The 20343-nt window shown below is 61.0% G+C and carries 15 protein-coding genes; 10 read left to right on the plus strand and 5 right to left on the minus strand.

What is annotated here, in order from left to right; all coding sequences use genetic code 11:
• Positions 1 to 15: 15 nt before the first annotated feature.
• The 4 genes from dgcA to etfB all read left to right on the plus strand — a co-directional run bounded on the left by dgcA (position 16) and on the right by etfB (position 6180).
• Entirely contained in the window at positions 16 to 2076 is a 2061-nt protein-coding gene (gene dgcA, locus AC6CIA_RS12725) for a dimethylglycine demethylation protein DgcA (RefSeq protein ID WP_498312425.1), read from the plus strand.
• 154 nt (positions 2077 to 2230) lie between these two features.
• Entirely contained in the window at positions 2231 to 4174 is a 1944-nt protein-coding gene (gene dgcB / locus AC6CIA_RS12730) for a dimethylglycine demethylation protein DgcB (protein ID WP_498312426.1), read from the plus strand.
• On the plus strand, positions 4174 to 5394 hold the full coding sequence (gene etfA / locus AC6CIA_RS12735) for an electron transfer flavoprotein subunit alpha (protein ID WP_498312428.1): 1221 nt from the start codon (positions 4174 to 4176) through the stop codon (positions 5392 to 5394). The genes dgcB and etfA overlap by 1 nt, the downstream gene beginning before the upstream one ends.
• A gap of 15 nt (positions 5395 to 5409) precedes the next feature.
• Positions 5410 to 6180, plus strand: coding sequence for an electron transfer flavoprotein subunit beta (gene etfB, locus AC6CIA_RS12740; RefSeq protein WP_339528193.1), 771 nt, complete (start codon positions 5410 to 5412; stop codon positions 6178 to 6180).
• A gap of 190 nt (positions 6181 to 6370) precedes the next feature.
• Here the strand turns inward: etfB and AC6CIA_RS12745 are convergent, their stop codons facing one another.
• The 4 genes from AC6CIA_RS12745 to gbca all read right to left on the minus strand — a co-directional run bounded on the left by AC6CIA_RS12745 (position 6371) and on the right by gbca (position 10944).
• A complete protein-coding gene (locus AC6CIA_RS12745) occupies positions 6371 to 6760 on the minus strand; it encodes a hypothetical protein (RefSeq protein WP_498312430.1) in 390 nt (129 codons plus the stop codon).
• Between the two features lie 187 nt (positions 6761 to 6947).
• Positions 6948 to 7337: a hypothetical protein gene (locus tag AC6CIA_RS12750; protein WP_498312432.1), complete on the minus strand. Its 390-nt coding sequence runs from the start codon at positions 7335 to 7337 to the stop codon at positions 6948 to 6950.
• The gene (locus tag AC6CIA_RS12755) at positions 7334 to 8725 is read right to left on the minus strand and encodes a PAAR domain-containing protein (RefSeq protein ID WP_498312434.1); all 1392 of its coding nucleotides are present in this window, start codon (positions 8723 to 8725) and stop codon (positions 7334 to 7336) included. Before AC6CIA_RS12755 ends, AC6CIA_RS12750 begins: the two co-directional genes overlap by 4 nt.
• A 923-nt stretch (positions 8726 to 9648) precedes the next feature.
• Complete coding sequence (gbca, locus tag AC6CIA_RS12760; RefSeq protein WP_339532041.1) at positions 9649 to 10944, minus strand: glycine betaine monooxygenase oxygenase subunit; 1296 nt, start codon at positions 10942 to 10944, stop codon at positions 9649 to 9651.
• A 281-nt stretch (positions 10945 to 11225) separates the two neighbouring features.
• Here gbca and gbcB point away from each other — a divergent pair, with 281 nt between their 5' ends.
• A complete protein-coding gene (gene gbcB / locus AC6CIA_RS12765; RefSeq protein WP_084379620.1) occupies positions 11226 to 12326 on the plus strand; it encodes a glycine betaine monooxygenase reductase subunit in 1101 nt (366 codons plus the stop codon).
• Positions 12327 to 12382: 56 nt separating this feature from the next.
• Here gbcB and AC6CIA_RS12770 read toward each other — a convergent pair whose 3' ends face one another.
• Positions 12383 to 13423 (minus strand): threonine aldolase family protein, encoded by a 1041-nt coding sequence (locus tag AC6CIA_RS12770; RefSeq protein ID WP_339532039.1) that lies wholly within the window; start codon positions 13421 to 13423, stop codon positions 12383 to 12385.
• 90 nt (positions 13424 to 13513) lie between these two features.
• Here AC6CIA_RS12770 and AC6CIA_RS12775 point away from each other — a divergent pair, with 90 nt between their 5' ends.
• The 5 genes from AC6CIA_RS12775 (at position 13514) to AC6CIA_RS12795 (ending at position 20337) form a co-directional block, all read left to right on the plus strand.
• On the plus strand, positions 13514 to 14242 hold the full coding sequence (locus AC6CIA_RS12775; protein WP_498312437.1) for a TraX family protein: 729 nt from the start codon (positions 13514 to 13516) through the stop codon (positions 14240 to 14242).
• 237 nt (positions 14243 to 14479) lie between these two features.
• Positions 14480 to 15733 carry a serine hydroxymethyltransferase gene (gene glyA, locus AC6CIA_RS12780; protein ID WP_084379618.1) on the plus strand — a complete coding sequence of 418 codons (1254 nt, stop codon included), beginning with the start codon at positions 14480 to 14482 and terminating at the stop codon, positions 15731 to 15733.
• Positions 15734 to 15755: 22 nt separating this feature from the next.
• Positions 15756 to 17006, plus strand: a complete 1251-nt coding sequence (locus tag AC6CIA_RS12785; protein ID WP_084379617.1) for a sarcosine oxidase subunit beta family protein — start codon at positions 15756 to 15758, stop codon at positions 17004 to 17006.
• A gap of 14 nt (positions 17007 to 17020) precedes the next feature.
• Entirely contained in the window at positions 17021 to 17323 is a 303-nt protein-coding gene (locus AC6CIA_RS12790) for a sarcosine oxidase subunit delta (RefSeq protein WP_084379616.1), read from the plus strand.
• Positions 17320 to 20337, plus strand: coding sequence for a sarcosine oxidase subunit alpha (locus AC6CIA_RS12795; protein WP_498312441.1), 3018 nt, complete (start codon positions 17320 to 17322; stop codon positions 20335 to 20337). The genes AC6CIA_RS12790 and AC6CIA_RS12795 overlap by 4 nt, the downstream gene beginning before the upstream one ends.
• The last annotated feature ends 6 nt before the right edge of the window (positions 20338 to 20343 follow it).

Consider the following 20343-nt stretch of genomic DNA (forward strand, 5'->3'; position numbering starts at 1 on the left):
GTCGAGGACCCTGCCATGGCTTTCGAAGCAATGTTCGCGCCGATCCAGATCGGCAAACTGACTATTCGCAACCGCGTGCTCAGTACTGCCCACGCCGAGGTGTATGCCACCGACGGCGGCATGACCACCGACCGCTATGTCAAATACTACGAAGAGAAAGCCAAGGGCGGCATCGGCCTGGCGATCTGTGGCGGTTCGTCGGTGGTGGCCATCGACAGCCCGCAGGAATGGTGGAGTTCGGTGAACCTGTCCACCGATCGCATCATCCCGCACTTCCAGAACCTGGCCGACGCCATGCACAAGCATGGCGCCAAGATCATGATCCAGATTACCCACATGGGCCGTCGCTCGCGTTGGGACGGCTTCAACTGGCCGACCCTGATGTCGCCGTCCGGCGTGCGTGAGCCGGTACACCGCGCGACCTGCAAGACCATCGAACCGGAGGAAATCTGGCGCGTGATCGGCAACTATGCCCAGGCCGCGCGACGCGCCAAGGCCGGTGGCCTGGACGGTGTCGAACTGTCCGCGGTGCACCAGCACATGATCGATCAGTTCTGGAGCCCGCGGGTCAACAAGCGTACCGACGAATGGGGTGGCTCCTTCGAAGGCCGCATGAAGTTCGGCCTGGAAGTACTGAAAGCCGTGCGCGCCGAGGTCGGTGACGACTTCTGCGTGGGCATGCGTCTGTGCGGCGACGAGTTCCATCCGGACGGCCTGTCCCACGAGGACATGAAGCAGATCGCCAAGTACTACGACGACACCGGCATGCTGGATTTCATCGGCGTGGTGGGCTCGGGTTGCGACACCCACAACACCCTGGCCAACGTTATCCCGAACATGAGTTATCCGCCGGAGCCGTTCCTGCACCTGGCGGCCGGCATCAAGGAAGTGGTCAAGGTCCCGGTGCTGCACGCGCAGAACATCAAGGACCCGAACCAGGCCACGCGCATTCTGGAAGGCGGCTACGTGGACATGGTCGGCATGACGCGTGCGCACATCGCCGACCCGCACCTGATCGCCAAGATCAAGATGGGCCAGATCGACCAGATCAAGCAGTGCGTCGGCGCCAACTACTGCATCGACCGTCAATACCAGGGCCTGGATGTGTTGTGCATCCAGAACGCCGCGACTTCCCGTGAATACATGGGCGTGCCGCACATCATCGAGAAAACCACCGGGCCCAAGCGCAAGGTGGTGGTGGTCGGCGCCGGCCCGGCAGGGATGGAAGCCGCACGCGTCGCCGCCGAACGCGGGCACGATGTGACCTTGTTCGAGAAAAAGGAGTTCATTGGCGGCCAGATCACCACGGCCTCCAAGGCCCCACAGCGCGATCAGATCGCCGGCATCACCCGCTGGTATCAACTGGAACTGGCGCGTTTGAAAGTCGATCTGCGCCTGGGCGTGGCCGCGGATGCCGCGACCATTCTCGACGTGCGTCCGGATGTGGTGGTGCTGGCCGTCGGCGGGCATCCGTTCATCGAACAGAACGAACACTGGGGCGCGGCCGAAGGGCTGGTGGTCAGCAGTTGGGACGTGCTCGACGGCAAGGTTGCGCCGGGCAAGAACGTGCTGGTCTACGACACTATCTGTGAGTTCACCGGTATGTCGGTGGCCGACTTCCTCGCGGATAAAGGCAGCCAGGTCGAAATCGTCACCGACGACATCAAGCCGGGCGTGGCGGTGGGCGGAACGTCGTTCCCGACCTACTACCGCAGCATGTACCCCAAGGAAGTGATCATGACCGGCGACATGATGCTGGAAAAGGTCTATCGCGAAGGCGACAAGCTGGTGGCGGTGCTGGAGAACGAATACACCGGCGCCCAGGAGGAACGCGTCGTCGATCAGGTGGTGATCGAGAACGGCGTGCGGCCTGACGAAGAGATCTACTACGCGCTCAAGCCGGGCTCGCGCAACAAAGGCCAGATCGACGTCGAAGCGTTGTTCGCGATCCAGCCGCAGCCGTGCCTGAGCGAGGCGGGCGAGGGCTACTTGCTGTTCCGCATCGGCGACTGTGTGGCGCAGCGTAATACCCACGCCGCGATCTATGACGCCCTGCGCCTGTGCAAGGATTTCTGACCCGACACCGAGCCCATGTGGGCTCGGTAAAAAATGTGGGAGCGGGCTTGCTCGCGAAGGCGGTGTGTCAGTCGATGCATCCGGTGGCGGACCACCGCTTTCGCGAGCAAGCCCGCTCCCACATTAGACCTGTGTGGTCTTTGGGAGCTTCACTATGTTGAACATCTTGCTTCCTATTCTCTTGTTTGCTGCCCTGGGGCTTGCCGTCTTGGGCGCCCTGCGGCGGGTGAACATGTGGCGTCGTGGCCGGGCTTCCAAGGTGGATTTGCTCGGCGGCCTGCTGGCCATGCCCAAGCGCTACATGGTTGACTTGCACCATGTGGTCGCCCGCGACAAGTACATCGCCAATACCCACGTCGCCACGGCGCTGGGTTTTGTGCTGTCGGCGCTGCTGGCGGTGCTGGTGCATGGCTTCGGCCTGCACAATCGCCTCCTTGGCTATGCGCTGTTGCTGGCTTCGGTGCTGATGTTTGTCGGCGCCACCTTTGTCTATCTGCGTCGCCGCAATCCACCGTCACGCTTGTCGAAAGGCCCGTGGATGCGCCTGCCGAAAAGCCTGATGGCGTTCTCGGTGAGTTTCTTCCTGGTGACCTTGCCGGTAGCCGGCATCCTGCCGGCGGACTTTGGCGGCTGGCTGCTGGCGGCGTTGCTGGGTGTAGGTGTGCTGTGGGGCGTGTCGGAGATGTTCTTCGGCATGACCTGGGGCGGCCCGATGAAACACGCCTTTGCCGGTGCCTTGCACCTGGCCTGGCACCGTCGCGCGGAACGCTTTGGCGGTGGCCGCTCGACCGGTCTGAAAGCGCTGGACCTGAAAGACAAAAACGCCCCGCTGGGCGTTGAAAAACCCAAGGATTTCACCTGGAACCAACTGCTCGGCTTCGACGCGTGCGTGCAATGCGGCAAGTGCGAAGCCGCGTGCCCGGCATTCGCCGCCGGCCAGCCGCTGAACCCGAAAAAACTCATCCAGGACATGGTGGTCGGCCTGGCGGGTGGCACCGATGCGAAGTTCGCCGGCAGCCCTTATCCAGGCAAACCGATTGGTGAACACGGCGGCAATCCGCACCAGCCGATCGTCAACGGCCTGGTGGATGCCGAGACGCTGTGGTCCTGCACCACGTGTCGAGCCTGTGTGGAAGAGTGCCCGATGATGATCGAGCACGTCGATGCGATTGTCGACATGCGCCGCCACCTGACCCTGGAAAAAGGCGCGACCCCGAACAAGGGCGCCGAAGTCCTGGAAAACCTGATCGCCACCGACAACCCCGGCGGTTTTGCCCCGGGCGGGCGGATGAACTGGGCGGCGGATTTGAACCTGAACCTGCTCAGCGAGAAGAAGACCGCTGACGTGCTGTTCTGGGTCGGTGACGGTGCTTTTGACATGCGCAACCAGCGCACCTTGCGCGCGTTCGTCAAAGTGTTGAAAGCGGCCAAGGTCGACTTCGCCGTGCTCGGCCTGGAAGAGCGCGACAGCGGCGACGTTGCGCGGCGCCTGGGCGATGAAGCGACGTTCCAGTTGCTGGCGACACGCAATATCCAGACCCTGGCCAAGTACAGCTTCAAGCGCATCGTCACCTGCGATCCGCACAGCTTTCATGTGCTGAAAAACGAATACGGCGCGTTCGACGGCAACTACCTTGTGCAGCATCACAGCACTTATCTGGCCGAGTTGATCGCGGCTGGCGCACTGAGCCTGGGCCGGCATAAAGGCGATAGCGTGACCTATCACGATCCATGCTATCTGGGTCGCTATAACGGCGAGTACGAAGCACCGCGCAATGTGCTGCGGGCGCTGGGTATCGAGGTCAAGGAAATGCAACGCTCCGGTTTCCGTTCGCGCTGCTGTGGTGGCGGTGGCGGAGCGCCGATCACCGATATTCCCGGCAAGCAGCGGATTCCCGATATGCGTATGGAAGACATCCGCGAGACCGGCGCCGAACTGGTGGCCGTGGGCTGTCCACAATGTACGGCGATGCTCGAAGGCGTGGTCGAACCGCGTCCGTTGATCAAGGACATTGCCGAGTTGGTGGCGGACGCGTTGCTGGACGACGCCGCAGCCGCCAGCACACCGGCCAAGCGTGAACCCGCGGAGGTGCATTGATGAGCGACATTATTCGCCGCGACCCACGGGCCGAATGGATCGCCCGCAACCGCCTGCATCCGCTGCACGCGGCCATGCAGCCGGTACAACACAGCTGGATGGGGCCCAACGGTGTGGTGCGCAAAAATGTCCACGGTGTCGGTTTTATCGGCCCCAACGGCATCAAGCGTATAGACCGCAGCGGCGCCCAGCAGGGCGGTGCGGCCAAGCGTACGGCGGCGGTGGCGGTGCAACTGCCACTGCATCAGATCACGACCCCGGCGTTCTATATCAACGTAGTGCCGGACATGGTCGGTGGCCGTTTGAGCAGCCACGACCGCGACTTGCTGGGCCTGGCGCGACAGTTGGCCGGCAGCGACGGCGCGGTGTTGGCGGTGGTGTTCGGTGAGCATAAGGAAAGCGCCTTCGACAGCGCCGGAGTGGACCGCCTGCTGGTGTTGGAGGGTCCAGTGTTCGAGGGTTATTCACCGGAACAGCGGGTCCAGGGCCTGCGGGCTGTGGATAACCAGTTCAACCCGCGCCACTGGCTGCTACCGGATAGCCGCAGCGGCGGCGCGGAACTCGGCCGGCGCTTCGCGGCGAGCATCCAGGAACGCCCGGCCACGCGTGTCTGGCAGGTCAAGGACCAAACGTGCATCGGCCGTGCCGGTGCGGGCCAGGAAGACTTGGTACGGCCATTGCCGCGGATGATTCTGGCCGCTGCAGAGTGCGCGGATCCGGTCAGTGACACGCGGCATGAAGTGCTGCCCGTGGAGTTATCCACAGCCCTGGCGCGCAGCTTGCCGCGTATTGAAGACCTGGGCGCGGTCGCGGTGGACCCCGGCGCGATTCCGATGGCCGAAGCCGAGTTTATTTTCTCCGGTGGCAACGGCGTCAAGGACTGGGACTTGTTCCACCAGACCGCCGCCGCCCTGGGCGCGACCGAAGGGGCCTCGCGGGTCGCGGTGGACGATGGCTTTATGGCGCGTGATCGTCAGGTCGGCGCCAGCGGCATCTGGGTGACCGCCCGGGTATACGTGGCCGTGGGCATTTCCGGGGCGATCCAGCACCTGCAAGGCATTGGTGCCTGCGACAAGGTGGTGGCGATCAACCTCGATCCCGGTTGCGACATGATCAAGCGTGCCGACTTGTCGGTGATCGGCGAAAGCGCCGCGATTCTGCAAGCCTTGATCACGGCGGTCGAGACCTACCGCAATGGCGCCAAGCGCGATGCGGCTTAAGTAAAGGATATGGCCATGACGACCAATGTAATCAGCCTGGTGTCTATCGGCGCCCACCCGACCTCCGGCCGGCCGCGCCGTGCCGAACAAGACGCGCGCGCCGTGGAACTGGGTTTGCAACTGGCTGGGGATAACCTGCAAGTGCTGCACGCAGGCGATATTGCCGAACCGACCCTGCGCGCTTATCTGGGCATGGGGCTTACCCAACTGTACGTGCTGGAACAACCGGAGGGCGCCGACGCCTTGCCGGTGCTCAGTGATTATCTGCGCGGTTCCGACACCCAAGTGGTCCTCACCGGCAGCCAGGCGGAAACCGGTGAAGGTTCGGGGATGCTGCCGTACCTGCTGGCCGACCAGTTGGGTTGGCCGCTGATCGTTGGCCTGGCCCAGGTGGAATCCATCGATGCCGGCGTGGCCCATGTGCTGCAAGCCCTGCCACGCGGTCAACGGCGCCGTTTGAAAGTGCGCTTGCCGTTCCTCGCCACGGTGGACAACGCCGCACCCAAACCTCGGCAAAGTGCCTACGGTCCGGCGCAGCGGGGCGTATTGGAGGCCCACGAGGTGCATGTGGTGGAGGATGAGTTATTCACAGGCGCCGTGTTGCAACCGGCCAAGCCCCGGCCTAAGCGTCTGAAGGTGATCAAGGCCAAAAGCGGCGCTGACCGGATGAAGGCTGCGACGGCCAAGGCCAGTGGCGGCGGTGGGCAAGTACTCAAGGGCGTCAGTCCGGAAGAGGGGGCCCAGGCGATCCTCAAGTTATTGATCGAGGAAGGTGTGGTGCGCTAAGCACCCGCAACGATAACGCCCCGCCAACCCCGAGACCGATATGCCTGCCGGTGGTCATGTACGGGGCGGCACGGCGGGTCACTTGCATAGGGGTGGCATACCCGGGTATCCGCTTCGGCCCCGGTGATGCCGCAGGCTACGACTCGAAGGTCTGAGGATTGCTTTCAATCTGGAGTCGTAATTAATCCAGTCACTTGAACTTCAGCAGCACAGCTACACCTGCCATCCAGGCCATGGAAGTGAGGATCATGGTCATATTTGCGATCAGGCGCCGTTTCAGGTGAGGGGGGAAATTTTCTACATCAACAGAGTCCACCTCTCCCATACGGATGTACGCCTTCGACCACACAACCATCCCGGCGATTTTCGCTATTTCCAGAAGCGACAAAATCAAACCCCGCTTGCCCAGGCTTGGTCCCCAAAGGTAGATATAACGGCTGTTCTTCAAGGCCTCCTTGATGGCGTCCAGGTGACGGTGGCTCAGGTACAAACTGTATGCAAGGCCTGTAGCCGCAAGCAAACCTGGGCCACCAGTGACAATAATTGCAATCCAGGGAGACCAAGTGTCGATACTCGTCACGGTTGAGTAACCTCGTAGACTTTCTCACCCATGTATTCGCCACCCATGCCACCGAGAGTTGTACCCACCCAAGCGCCAGTCCCCACTATGGCCGCGACGCAGACCACACCGCCGATACCTGTAGAAACGCCAAGCGCCAGGCAAATCGGACCACTGGTATAACTGGCTGCCCATCCGCCACCCCAAGTCACCTGAACTTCACCAGCACAAATACAATCACCACCCAAACACAACCAATAATCAATATCGCAAAGTCGATTTTCAATAGCCGTTTAAGGTTCGGGGGGAAGTTTTCGAGATCGTCAGGGTCCAGTTCGCCGATGATGAGTGATGACCTTGGCATAAGAATCATCTGGGTGATTTTTGCGATCTCCAAGAGGGACCAAATCAAACCTCGTTTCCCCAGGCTTGATCCCCAAATATAGATATAACGGCTGTTCTTCAAGGCGTCCTTGATGGCGTCCAGGTGGCAGCGGCTCAGGTACAGACTGAATGCCGTACTCAATATTCCAAGCAGAAATGGGCCACCAGTGACAATAATCGCAATCCAGGGAGACCAAGTGTCGATACTCGTCACGGCTGAGTAACCTCGTAGACTTTCTCACCCATGTATTCGCCACCCATGCCACCGAGAGTTGTACCCACCCAAGCGCTAGCCCCTACCAAGGCCGCGACACACACAACCCCTCCTATACCCGTAGAAACACCAAGCGCCACGCAGATCGGACCACTGGCAAGTTGGCCAGCCCTACCACCCCAAGTACCAACAGCGGTGGATCCGCCAAACTTCCCCCCTTCCGTAAACTTGACCCTCTTACACGCCTCTCCAGAATCGCCGTTACACACCTGCTGAATCGCCAGTAACGAAGACACGCCACCCATCCCGATACCGATATACCCCCCCGCCGTCATGTACTTGGCCGCACGACTGGTCGCTTCCACATGGGTGGCATAGCCCGGAATCTGCCCCGGTGCACCGGCCTTGTTCCAGTGATGCACCAGACTCTTGCTGGAAATGCCCAGCGCCGCTTTCAACTTCGGGTGGTCGCCCAAGGTTGTCTGGCCACGCAATCGAGTGGAGTTCAACAGGTGGGCATCCAGTTGGTTGATCAGGTGTCGGCGATCGGCGAAGAACTGCGGTGATTTCAGGTGGCCGTGCTGACGATAGCTTTCCTGATGCAAGCGCTCCATGGCTTGCAGGGTGTCGCGCAGGTTGCTCAGGTGCTTTTCCATCACCACCGCGCTGACGCCAAGCCAGGTTGAGGTCTGCCCGCTAAAGCTGGCGATTTCAGCCGCGTGGCGGAGCATGAACTCGGCCTCCTCCGGTGTCAGGGGATCGAGGGACGCCTGGACCTGTTGCGCGGCCTGCATCAATTGCGCTTCCGGGTAGGTGCAGGACATGTTGTGCGGGTCGCTGAGCACAATCATCGAGCCGGCTTTCACATCGCCGACATTCGGATTGAGCGCTTGGAACTTGCTCATCACCGCCGGATCGCGCACCGGGAACAGCGTGGCTTCCAGTGCTTCGCGGGTCATGCTTTTGGGCGCAATATAGAAACCCGGTTCCTGGCCCTGCAGGCTGGTGAATGGCGTTGGGGCTGGCGTGTTCGAAGGGGTGAAATTGGCTTGATGCGGCGCCACAGAACGAGTGGCTGGGGCCGCTTCAGCGGCTCGCGGTGCAGCGCTGAGGCTGCTGTAGGAGGCCGTGGACACCGAAGGAATCAGTCGGGCTTGGCAAGGGCAACCGCTGACGCTGTCCAGCGTGCCAGCCATAAGCCTGCCATGACTGTTCATGTGGGAAATGCCGCCGAGGATCTTATACGTCTCGCCGTTCTTGCCACAGGTGACCCGGTCACCTTCGCAAGCATGAAGCAGGCCATAGAAATTGATTCTTTTATCACCATCCAGCACTTCGCCGCCGCAGGTGGTCTTGTCACCCAGGCCAATGAAATATCCTTTATTCATCCGTGTTTCTCTCCGGTTCGCCAACAGGGCACTGGAAATAAGACGACGAACGCGACCCGTTCTCAAGCCCACAGGCAGGCCCGTCAGCGACGAAAAGGAAGCGTCCTTAGCGACAGAAGTCTATGTCCTACAGAACGGTCTTAATCTGCGCTGGAGGGCGACCAACACGTTGTGATCACTGGTTACCCACAATCCCTGTTGGCGCATCTGTGGATAACCTGTTCGCGGCTCCTTGGACCCCAGGCAAATAAAGGCCCGCAGCCCACTGTACGAAAACTGATCAACATAACCTTCGGTTTTTACTCGGGTTTTTCTGTGGAAAAAGCAAAATCCCGATCTCGACTTGCCCCCAAAGTCTGTTGGTGCTTCTGTGGATAAGATGTTTGCTATCCGCTGCAGACCGCGTAGACAGAGGCTTTTACTTGTTTGGTCAAAATCTGATCAATATCGTACATTCAGCCTTTAAATCCCCTCCAAGCCCCGATTCTGCTTGGCTTTAACAGGTTTTCCACAGGTCGGCCAAAGTTGCCCCCAAAGTCTGTTGGTGCTTCTGTGGATAAGGTGTTCGCGTACCGCTGCAGCCCACATGAACCGTGGCTTCAGGGCTTTAGATCAAAAAGTGATCAGGCAGGGATAAATACGCGGTTTTTGAATAAGTCACGGATTTTCTTGATTTTATTTCGAGAGAGAAGGGCAGTTGCCCACAATTGCTGTGGGTGGCTCTGTGGATAAGTTGTTGGGTAAAGGCTGGGAGCGTGAATATCAGAGGGCCTGCGCATTGTTGGATGTTTTTTGTACAGCGCAAATCTGCGTGTGGAAGCGGGCTTGCTCGCGATAGCGTAGTGTCATTCAACAACTCAGTTGGCTGATACACCACGATCGCAAGTAAGCCGGCCCCCACATTTTGGTTGCCGGTGGCTCAGTTATTCGTGAGCCGCGACGCCTTTGAGGTACGCCGCAGGTTCAGCGCCCAGGTTGTTCAGCATCCGTTCGCTGTACCAATCCACAAAGTTCACCACGCCAAACTCGTACGTCTTGGAGTACGGCCCGGGCTGGTAAGCGGTGGAGTTGATCCCGCGCTGGTTCTCTTCGGCCAGGCGTCGGTCCTGGTCGTTAGTGGCGTCCCATACCTGGCGCATGCGCTCGACGTCGTAATCCACGCCTTCCACGGCATCCTTGTGGACCAGCCATTTGGTGGTGACCAGGGTTTCCTGGGCGCTGATCGGCCACACGGTAAAGGCGATGATGTGATCGCCCATGCAGTGGTTCCACGAGTGGGGCAGGTGCAGGATGCGCATCGAGCCGAGGTCCGGGTTTTTGATCCGGCCCATGAGCTTCTGGCAGCCTTGCTTGCCGTCGAGGGTCATCGACACAGTGCCTTTGAGCAGTGGCATGCGCACGATACGGTTGCGCAGGCCGAAGCTGGCGTGGGCGTAAGGGATTTTTTCCGCATCCCAGGCGGCGGCGGAGGCGGCCACGTGGTCCTTGAAAGCCTGGTCGGCGCGCGGGTCGGTGACGTCGTCCCATTCCAGCAGGGTTTTCAACAGCTCGGGGTGCGACGCGTTGCAGTGGTAGCACTCGCGGTTGTTTTCCAGCACCAGTTTCCAGTTGGCTTGTTCCCTCAAGGTGGTTTGCACCGCCACCTTGGTGTTTTCCATGTCGTACGGTTCCATGTAATGGGTCAGCGTCGCCAGGAAATCATCGATGGCCGGCGGGTTTTCGGCCAGGCTGATGAAAATATAGCCCCCCGCGGTCTTCACGTTCACGGGCTTGAGGCCATATTGCTTCATGTCGAAGTCGGCGCCCATCTCGGTGCCGGCGAACAACAGGCGACCGTCCAGTTCGTACGTCCACTGGTGGTAGTGGCAGACCAGCTTGGCGACCTTGCCCTTGTCGCTGGTGCACAAGCGTGAACCGCGATGGCGGCAGACGTTGTGGAACGCGTGCACCACGCCTTCGGCGCCGCGGATCACGATGATCGGGTTCTTGCCCACTTGCAGGGTCAAGTAGTTGCCTTTGGCGGGGATTTCGCAGGTCATGCCGGCGATCAGCCATTCTTTCTGGAAGATCTCCTGCATGTCGATATCAAACAGCCGTTCATCAGAGTAAAACGGCTGGGGCAGGGAAAAGGTGCGCTCGCGCTCTTGCAGCATTTGCGCGGTGGCCTTGCGTGCGGGTTCCAGCGGATCGCCGAGGCTTAAGGTTGCGGTGACGTCCATCGTATGTGTCCTCAAGGCCATTCTGTGTGGCCGGGATAAGTGGCTACGGTTAGTGCATTGCAAGGCGTAAAAATGTGTATTTGATGGGTGCGAGTGTGGGCCCGGCGTTGTCGGCAACCTTGTCCATGAGCGACATGCCCCACTCTGTTCCCGACGCGCAACCCCAGTGGTATAGGGGCTGGTTGCGATAAGTATGTGAATGTCGCTGGCAGGTAAATGGACGAATCTCGCCTTACGCAGAATCGCCAGCATAAAGCCGACGTACGGCAGTGGAGAACAGCATGTCCAACAGCTTCCTGAATCCGGTCACTACCCAGACCTGGGCCAATGGTCGTCATATAGTCCGTTGCGTCAAAGTCATCCAGGAAACCTGGGACGTGCGCACGTTTTGCTTCATGGCCGACCAGCCGATCCTGTTCTTCTTCAAGCCTGGGCAGTTCGTCACCCTGGAGCTGGAAATCGAAGGTCAGCCGATCATGCGCTCCTACACCATTTCCAGTTCGCCGTCGGTGCCCTACAGCTTCTCGGTGACCATCAAGCGCGTGCCGGGCGGCCGTGTCTCCAATTGGTTGCACGACACGCTTCACGAAGGGCAAGAGCTGGCGGTGCACGGGCCGGTCGGCCTGTTTAATGCCATCGACTACACCAATCCGAAAGTGCTGTACCTCAGTGGTGGCGTGGGTATCACACCGGTGATGTCCATGGCGCGTTGGTATTACGACACCAACGCCAATGTCGACATGGTGTTTGTCCACAGCGCCCGCACGCCCAAAGACATCATTTACCACCGCGAGCTGGAACACATGGCGTCGCGGATCGATAACTTCAGCCTGCACCTGATTTGCGAAAAGCACGGGTTGGGTGAGCCATGGGCCGGTTATCGCGGTTATCTGAACCAGAAAATGCTCGAACTGATGGTGCCGGACTTCCTTGAGCGTGAAGTGTTCTGCTGCGGCCCCACGCCGTACATGAACGCGGTCAAGCGCCTGCTGGAAGCCAATGGCTTCGACATGAGCCGCTACCACGAGGAATCGTTTGGCGCGACGCCGGCCGAAGCCCGTGCCGATGCGGTGGAACAAGCCGAACAAGCGGCGGATGCCCCGGAAATCGACCTGGCGGATCTGCACCAGGTGGAGTTCATTTCGTCGGGCAAGAGCATTCGCGTGGCCCCGGGCGAGACGGTCCACGCCGCGGCGGCCAAGCTTGGCCTGCTGATCCCCAAAGCCTGCGGCATGGGCATCTGCGGCACCTGCAAGGTGATGAAGCTGGGCGGTGAAGTGGAGATGGAGCACAACGGCGGGATCACCGAGGAAGACGAAGCCGAAGGCTACATCCTGTCGTGCTGCAGCGTGCCGAAGGGCGACGTGCGCATCGAGTTCTGATAGGCGGGCGCCACCTGGGGCGAGCTTCCTCGCCACAGGTGGAGCCCGCGCCGGTATCAGGCGCCCATCACTTCCCGAATATCCGCCGCCAGTTCCCGCACGCGCGCCTCTTCGGTGTCCCACGCACACATGAACCGCGCGCCACCCTTGCCGATAAAGGTGTAGAAGCGCCAGCCCTTGGCTGTCAGCGCGGCGATGGCCGGTTCGGACAGTTGCAGGAACACGCCGTTGGCCTGTACCGGGAACATCAACTCAACTCCCGGAATGTCCGCCACCAGGTGGCTGAGCAACTGTGCGCAGTGGTTGGCATGCCGGGCATGTTTGAGCCAGGCGTCGTTTTCCAGCAGGCCGACCCAAGGCGCCGACAGGAAGCGCATTTTCGAGGCCAACTGTCCCGCCTGTTTGCAGCGGTAGTCGAAGTCCTCGGCCAGCTTGTGGTTGAAGAACAGGATCGCTTCGCCCACCGCCATGCCGTTCTTGGTGCCGCCAAAGCACAGCACGTCGACGCCGGCTTTCCAGGTCAGGTCGGCGGGTGAACAGCCGAGGAACGCGCAGGCGTTGGAGAACCGCGCGCCGTCCATATGCAGGTTCAACCCCAGCTCCTTGCACGTCACGCTGATGGCGCGGATTTCTTCCGGGGTGTAGACGCTGCCCACTTCGGTGGCTTGGGTCAGGGTGACAACGCGAGGCTTGGGGTAGTGAATGTCCTGGCGCTTGAGGGCGATCTCGCGGATCGACTCCGGCGTCAGCTTGCCGTTTTCGGTGCGGGCGACGAGCAGCTTGGAGCCGTTGGAGAAAAACTCCGGCGCGCCGCATTCGTCGGTTTCGACGTGGGCGGTTTCCGAGCAAATCACGCTATGGTAGCTCTGGCACAGTGAAGACAGCGCCAGGGAGTTGGCCGCGGTGCCGTTGAAGGCGAAGAACACTTCGCAGTCGGTTTCGAACAGTTTGCGGAAACCGTCGGCGGCGCGATGGGTCCATTCATCATCGCCATACGCACGTTGATGGCCCTGGTTGGCGAGTTCCATGGCGGCCCAGGCTTCCGGACAGATACCGGAATAGTTGTCGCTGGCGAATTGTTGGCTCTTGTCAGTCATGGCCTGTTCCTGTGATCGATATTGGTGCGCACTTTAACCAAGAATATCCAGCGTGCGCACGCAGTGTTCATGCAAAGTCTGTGGGGAATTATGCACGGTACTGAAACGATTCCTGTAAGGCGACTCCGCGATGGCGCGCTCGACCTGCTCAAATGGCTGGCACTGCTGTGCATGGTGCTGGATCACCTGCGTTATATCGGGTTGAGTCTTGACGGGCTGTATGTACCGGGCCGCCTGGCGTTCCCGTGGTTTTGCCTGGCGATTGCAGCGAACCTGCACCGGGTCAAGGATGCCTCGCCGACCTTTCAATGGCGTTACCTGGGTTGGCTGCTGCTGTTCAGCGTGATCAGTGAGGTGCCGTATCGGATGTTCATCGCCGATGCCGCGACGCTCAACGTGTTACCGAGCCTGGCGCTGGGGTTACTGGTTGCCCGGGGATGGCAGCAGAAGACGCTTTTTGATCGAGGTTTGGCGCTGATCGCCGTCGCAATGGCGGCTGTGTTTTCCACGCACCTGATGTTCGGGTTCTTCGGCGTATTGCTGCCGCTGGCAATGCTGTTGGTGTTCCGTCGGCCATGGTATTTCAGCCTGTTGCCGGGACTGGTCTGCGTGGCCGCCAACCAATGGCACGTTCTGCTCGAGAGTGCCAACGTCGTCGCATTGTCGGGGTTGGTCGCTTGCCTGATCGCGCCACTGGCCGGCCTGGTCCTGTTGCGACATGCCGCAAACGCCTCGCCACCGGCCATGCGCCGCTGGGCGTATGCGCTTTACCCTCTGCATTTCCTGCTGCTGCTACTCATCCGCCAAATCACCCTCTAGCCCCCTGTGGGAGCGGGCTTGCTCGCGATAGCGGTGCATCAGTCAGCACATGTATTGGCTGACCCGCCGCCTTCGCGAGCAAGCCCGCTCCCACATTTTTTCTGTGGCGCTCGTGCAATGTCGTAAACGCACCTTTGCGTGGCGCCCGTAGGCATTTGACCTCTTCAAGCCAGCCCTACCATCGCATCAAAGGGCCCTGCACGGGCCTCAACAATACGAAAGGCTGGGAGAGACGCGATGTTCAGCAAACAAGACCAGATCCAAGGATATGACGACGCACTGTTGGCGGCGATGAATGCCGAGGAACAGCGTCAGGAAGATCATATCGAGCTGATCGCGTCAGAGAACTACACCAGCAAGCGCGTGATGGAGGCTCAAGGCAGCGGCCTCACCAACAAGTACGCTGAAGGTTATCCGGGCAAGCGTTATTACGGTGGTTGCGAGCACGTGGACAAGGTCGAAGCCCTGGCCATCGAGCGTGCCAAGCAGCTGTTCGGTGCCGATTACGCCAACGTCCAGCCGCATTCCGGTTCCTCCGCCAACAGCGCGGTATACCTGGCACTGTTGAACGCCGGTGACACCATTCTCGGCATGAGTCTGGCTCACGGCGGGCACTTGACCCACGGCGCCAAGGTGTCGTCCTCGGGCAAGCTGTACAACGCCGTGCAATACGGGATCAACACCGACACCGGCCTGATCGATTACGACGAAGTCGAGCGCCTGGCCGTCGAGCACAAGCCGAAGATGTTGGTCGCGGGCTTCTCTGCCTACTCGAAAACCCTGGATTTCCCGCGCTTCCGTCAGATTGCCGACAAGGTCGGTGCGCTGTTGTTCGTCGACATGGCCCACGTCGCCGGCCTGGTCGCCGCCGGCCTGTACCCGAACCCGCTGCCGTACGCCGATGTGGTCACCACCACCACCCACAAGACCCTGCGCGGTCCGCGTGGCGGGCTGATCCTGGCCAAGGCCAACGAAGAGATTGAAAAGAAACTCAACGCTGCCGTATTCCCCGGTGCCCAGGGCGGCCCGTTGATGCACGTGATCGCTGGCAAGGCAGTGTGCTTCAAGGAAGCGCAGGAGCCTGGCTTCAAGGCGTATCAGCAGCAGGTGATCGACAACGCCCAGGCCATGGCCGGCGTGTTTATCAAACGCGGCTACGATGTAGTGTCCGGCGGTACCGATAATCACCTGTTCCTGGTCAGCCTGATCCGTCAGGGCCTCACCGGCAAAGAGGCGGACGCCGCCCTGGGTCGCGCGCATATCACCGTCAACAAGAACGCGGTGCCGAATGATCCACAGTCGCCGTTCGTGACGTCGGGTCTGCGCATCGGCACCCCGGCGGTGACCACGCGCGGTTTCAAAGTGCCGCAGTGCACCGAGTTGGCAGGCTGGATCTGCGACATCCTCGACAACCTCGGCGACGCTGATGTCGAGGCCAACGTGGCCAAGCATGTGTCCGCCCTGTGCGCTGATTTCCCGGTTTATCGCTGAGCGCGGTTTTGGAGTAATGACTATGCAACGCTACTCGGGCTTCGGCCTCTTCAAGCACTCACTCAGCCATCACGAAAACTGGCAGCGCATGTGGCGCACGCCCACGCCGAAAAAGCTCTACGACGTGGTCATCGTCGGCGGTGGCGGGCATGGTCTGGCGACGGCGTACTACCTGGCGAAAGAGCACGGCATCACCAACGTGGCCGTGGTCGAGAAGGGCTGGCTGGGCGGTGGCAACACTGCGCGTAATACCACGATCGTGCGTTCCAACTACCTGTGGGACGAGTCGGCGCACCTTTACGAACACGCGATGAAACTCTGGGAAGGCCTGTCCCAGGACTTGAACTACAACGTGATGTTCTCCCAGCGTGGCGTCTACAACCTGTGCCATACCCTGCAGGACATCCGCGATTCCGAGCGCCGCGTCAGCGCCAACCGCCTCAACGGCGTGGACGGCGAACTGCTCAATGCCCAGCAAGTGGCCGATGAGATTCCGTACCTCGACTGCTCGAAAAACACCCGCTACCCGGTTCTTGGCGCCACCGTGCAACGGCGTGGCGGCGTGGCCCGTCACGATGCCGTGGCCTGGGGTTTTGCCCGCGCCGCCGACGCACTCGGCGTGGACTTGATCCAGCAGACCGAAGTGATCGGTTTCCGCAAGGAAAACGGCGTGTGCATCGGCGTGGAAACCAACAAAGGCTTTATCGGCGCCAAGCGCGTCGGTGTGGTGACGGCCGGTAACTCCGGGCATATGGCGGGGCTTGCGGGCTTCCGCCTGCCGATCGAATCCCACCCGCTGCAAGCGCTGGTGTCGGAGCCGATCAAACCGATCATCGACAGCGTGATCATGTCCAACGCCGTACACGGCTACATCAGCCAGTCCGACAAGGGCGACCTGGTGATCGGCGCCGGTATCGATGGCTACAACGGCTACGGCCAGCGCGGCTCGTACCCGGTGATCGAGCACACCGTGCAGGCCATCGTCGAGATGTTCCCGGTGCTCTCGCGGGTGCGCATGAACCGCCAATGGGGCGGCATCGTCGACACCACGCCGGACGCCTGCCCGATCATCTCCAAGACCCCGGTGCCGAACATGTTTTTCAACTGCGGTTGGGGCACCGGTGGCTTCAAGGCCACTCCGGGCTCGGGCAACGTGTTTGCCGCCAGCCTGGCCAAGGGTGAAATGCACCCGCTGGCCGCACCTTTCTCCATCGACCGTTTCCACAACGGTGCGTTGATCGACGAACACGGCGCTGCGGCCGTCGCCCACTAACAGGAGAAATTCCTATGTTGCATATCTTCTGTCCTCATTGTGGCGAGCTGCGCTCCGAAGAGGAATTCCATGCCTCTGGCCAGGCGCACATCCCGCGCCCTCTGGACCCGAATGCCTGCACCGACGAAGAGTGGGGCGACTACATGTTCTTCCGCGATAACCCTCGTGGCCTGCACCATGAGTTGTGGATCCATGCCGCCGGTTGCCGCCAGTACTTCAACGCCACCCGCGACACCGTGACCTACGAGATTCTTGAAACCTACAAGATTGGCGCCAAGCCGCAATTCACCGCCAAGGCTTCTGGAGAGAAGGTATGAGCCAGATCAATCGCCTGTCCAACGGCGGCCGGATCGACCGGAATAAAGTCCTCACGTTCACGTTCAACGGCCAGAGCTACAAAGGCTATGAAGGCGACACGCTGGCCGCCGCCTTGCTGGCCAATGGCGTCGATATCATCGGTCGCAGCTTCAAGTACTCGCGTCCACGCGGCATCTACGCCGCCGGCGCCGAAGAGCCGAACGCGGTGCTGCAGATCGGTGCCACCGAAGCCACGCAGATTCCCAATGTGCGCGCCACGCAACAGGCGCTGTACCAAGGCCTCGTCGCCACCAGCACCAACGGCTGGCCGAGCGTCAATAACGACATGATGGGTATTCTCGGCAAGGTCGGCGGCAAGCTGATGCCGCCGGGGTTCTACTACAAAACCTTCATGTACCCGCAATCGTTCTGGATGACCTACGAAAAGTACATTCGTAAAGCTGCCGGTCTTGGCCGTTCGCCGACCGAAAACGATCCGGACACCTACGATAACCTCAACCGTCATTGCGACGTGCTGGTCGTCGGCGCAGGTCCTGCGGGGCTGGCCGCTGCATTGGCGGCCGCGCGCAGCGGCGCCCGCGTGATCATCGCCGATGAGCAGGAAGAGTTCGGCGGCACGCTGCTCGATTCCCGCGAAAGCCTCGACGGCAAGCCGGCTGCCGAGTGGGTCGCGAGTGTCGTTGCCGAACTGAAAGCCTTGCCGGACGTGGTGCTGCTGCCACGCGCCACGGTCAACGGTTACCACGACCATAACTTCCTGACCATTCACGAACGCCTGACCGACCACCTCGGTGATCGTGCGCCGATTGGCCAGGTGCGCCAACGTATCAACCGGGTACGCGCCAAGCGTGTGGTGCTGGCGACCGGGGCGTGCGAGCGTCCGCTGGTGTATGGCAACAACGACGTACCGGGCAACATGCTGGCGGGTGCGGTTTCCACCTATGTGCGCCGCTACGGCGTGGCGCCGGGCAAGAAGCTGGTGTTGTCGACCAACAACGATCACGCCTATCGCGTTGCGCTGGACTGGTTCGATGCCGGCCTGCAAGTGGTCGCGGTGGCTGACGCGCGTCCCAACCCGCGCGGCGCGCTGGTGGAAGAAGCCCGCGCCAAAGGGATTCGCATCCTTACCGGCAGCGCAGTGATCGAAGCCCGTGGCAGCAAACACGTGACCGCTGCACGGATCGCGGCCATCGACGTCAAGGCACACACAGTCACCAGCCCCGGCGAATGGCTGGATTGCGACCTGGTCGCCAGTTCCGGAGGCTACAGCCCGGTGGTGCACTTGGCCTCGCACTTGGGCGGCAAGCCGACCTGGCGTGAAGATATCCTCGGTTTTGTACCGGGCGAAGCCCCACAGAAACGCGTGTGCGTCGGCGGCATCAATGGCGTCTACGGCCTGGGCGATTCCCTGGCAGACGGTTTTGAAGGCGGCGTGCGCGCGGCCAGCGAAGCCGGTTTTGCGCCGGTCGAGGGCACGCTGCCCAAAGCCCTGAGCCGTCTGGAAGAGCCAACCCTGGCGCTGTTCCAGGTGCCTCACGAAAAAGCTACCGCACGGGCGCCGAAGCAATTTGTCGACCTGCAAAACGACGTGACCGCCGCCGCCATCGAACTGGCGACCCGCGAAGGTTTCGAGTCGGTGGAACACGTCAAACGCTACACCGCACTGGGCTTCGGCACCGACCAGGGCAAGTTGGGTAACGTCAACGGCCTGGCGATTGCCGCCCGTTCGCTGAACGTGACCATCCCGCAGATGGGCACCACCATGTTTCGTCCCAACTACACGCCGGTCACCTTCGGCGCCGTAGCGGGCCGCCACTGTGGGCACATCTTCGAGCCGGTGCGCTACACCGCGTTGCATGCCTGGCACGTGAAAAACGCCGCCGAGTTTGAAGACGTCGGCCAGTGGAAACGTCCTTGGTACTTCCCGCGCAACGGTGAAGACCTGCATGCCGCGGTGAAACGCGAATGCCTGGCGGTGCGCGACAGCGTCGGCCTGCTCGATGCCTCGACCCTCGGCAAGATCGATATCCAGGGCCCGGATGCCCGCGAGTTCCTCAACCGCATCTACAGCAACGCCTGGACCAAGCTTGACGTGGGCAAGGCGCGCTACGGTCTGATGTGCAAGGAAGACGGCATGGTTTTCGACGACGGCGTCACCGCCTGTCTGGCCGACAACCACTTCCTGATGACCACCACCACCGGCGGTGCGGCCCGCGTGTTGCAGTGGCTGGAAATCTACCAGCAAACCGAATGGCCGGACCTCAAGGTGTACTTCACCTCGGTCACCGACCATTGGGCGACCATGACCTTGTCCGGCCCCAACAGTCGCAAGTTGCTGAGTGAAGTCACCGACATCGACCTGGACAAGGACGGTTTCCCGTTCATGACCTGGAAGGAAGGTCTGGTCGGCGGCGTGCCGGCGCGGGTGTTCCGAATCTCGTTTACCGGCGAGCTGTCGTACGAAGTCAACGTGCAGGCCGACTACGCCATGGGCGTGCTGGAACAGATCGTCGAGGCCGGCAAAAAGTACAACCTGACCCCGTACGGCACCGAGACCATGCACGTGCTGCGGGCCGAGAAGGGCTTCATCATCGTCGGGCAAGACACTGACGGTTCGATGACCCCGGACGACCTGAACATGGGCTGGTGCGTCGGGCGTACCAAGCCGTTCTCGTGGATCGGCTGGCGCGGGATGAACCGCGAAGACTGCGTGCGTGAAGAGCGCAAGCAACTGGTGGGCCTGAAGCCGATCGATCCGAAGGTGTGGTTGCCGGAAGGCGCGCAGTTGGTGTTCGACGCCAAACAGACAATCCCGATGAAGATGGTCGGCCACGTCACCTCAAGTTATGCCCACAACTCCCTCGGCTATTCGTTTGCCATGGGCGTGGTCAAGGGCGGCTTGAAGCGTATCGGTGAGCGGGTTTTCTCACCGTTGGCGGATGGCAGTGTGATCGAGGCGGAGATTGTGTCTTCGGTGTTCTTTGACCCGAAAGGCGAACGCCAGAACATCTGATGGACC

It is taken from the genome of Pseudomonas sp. GQ91, assembly GCF_059758795.1.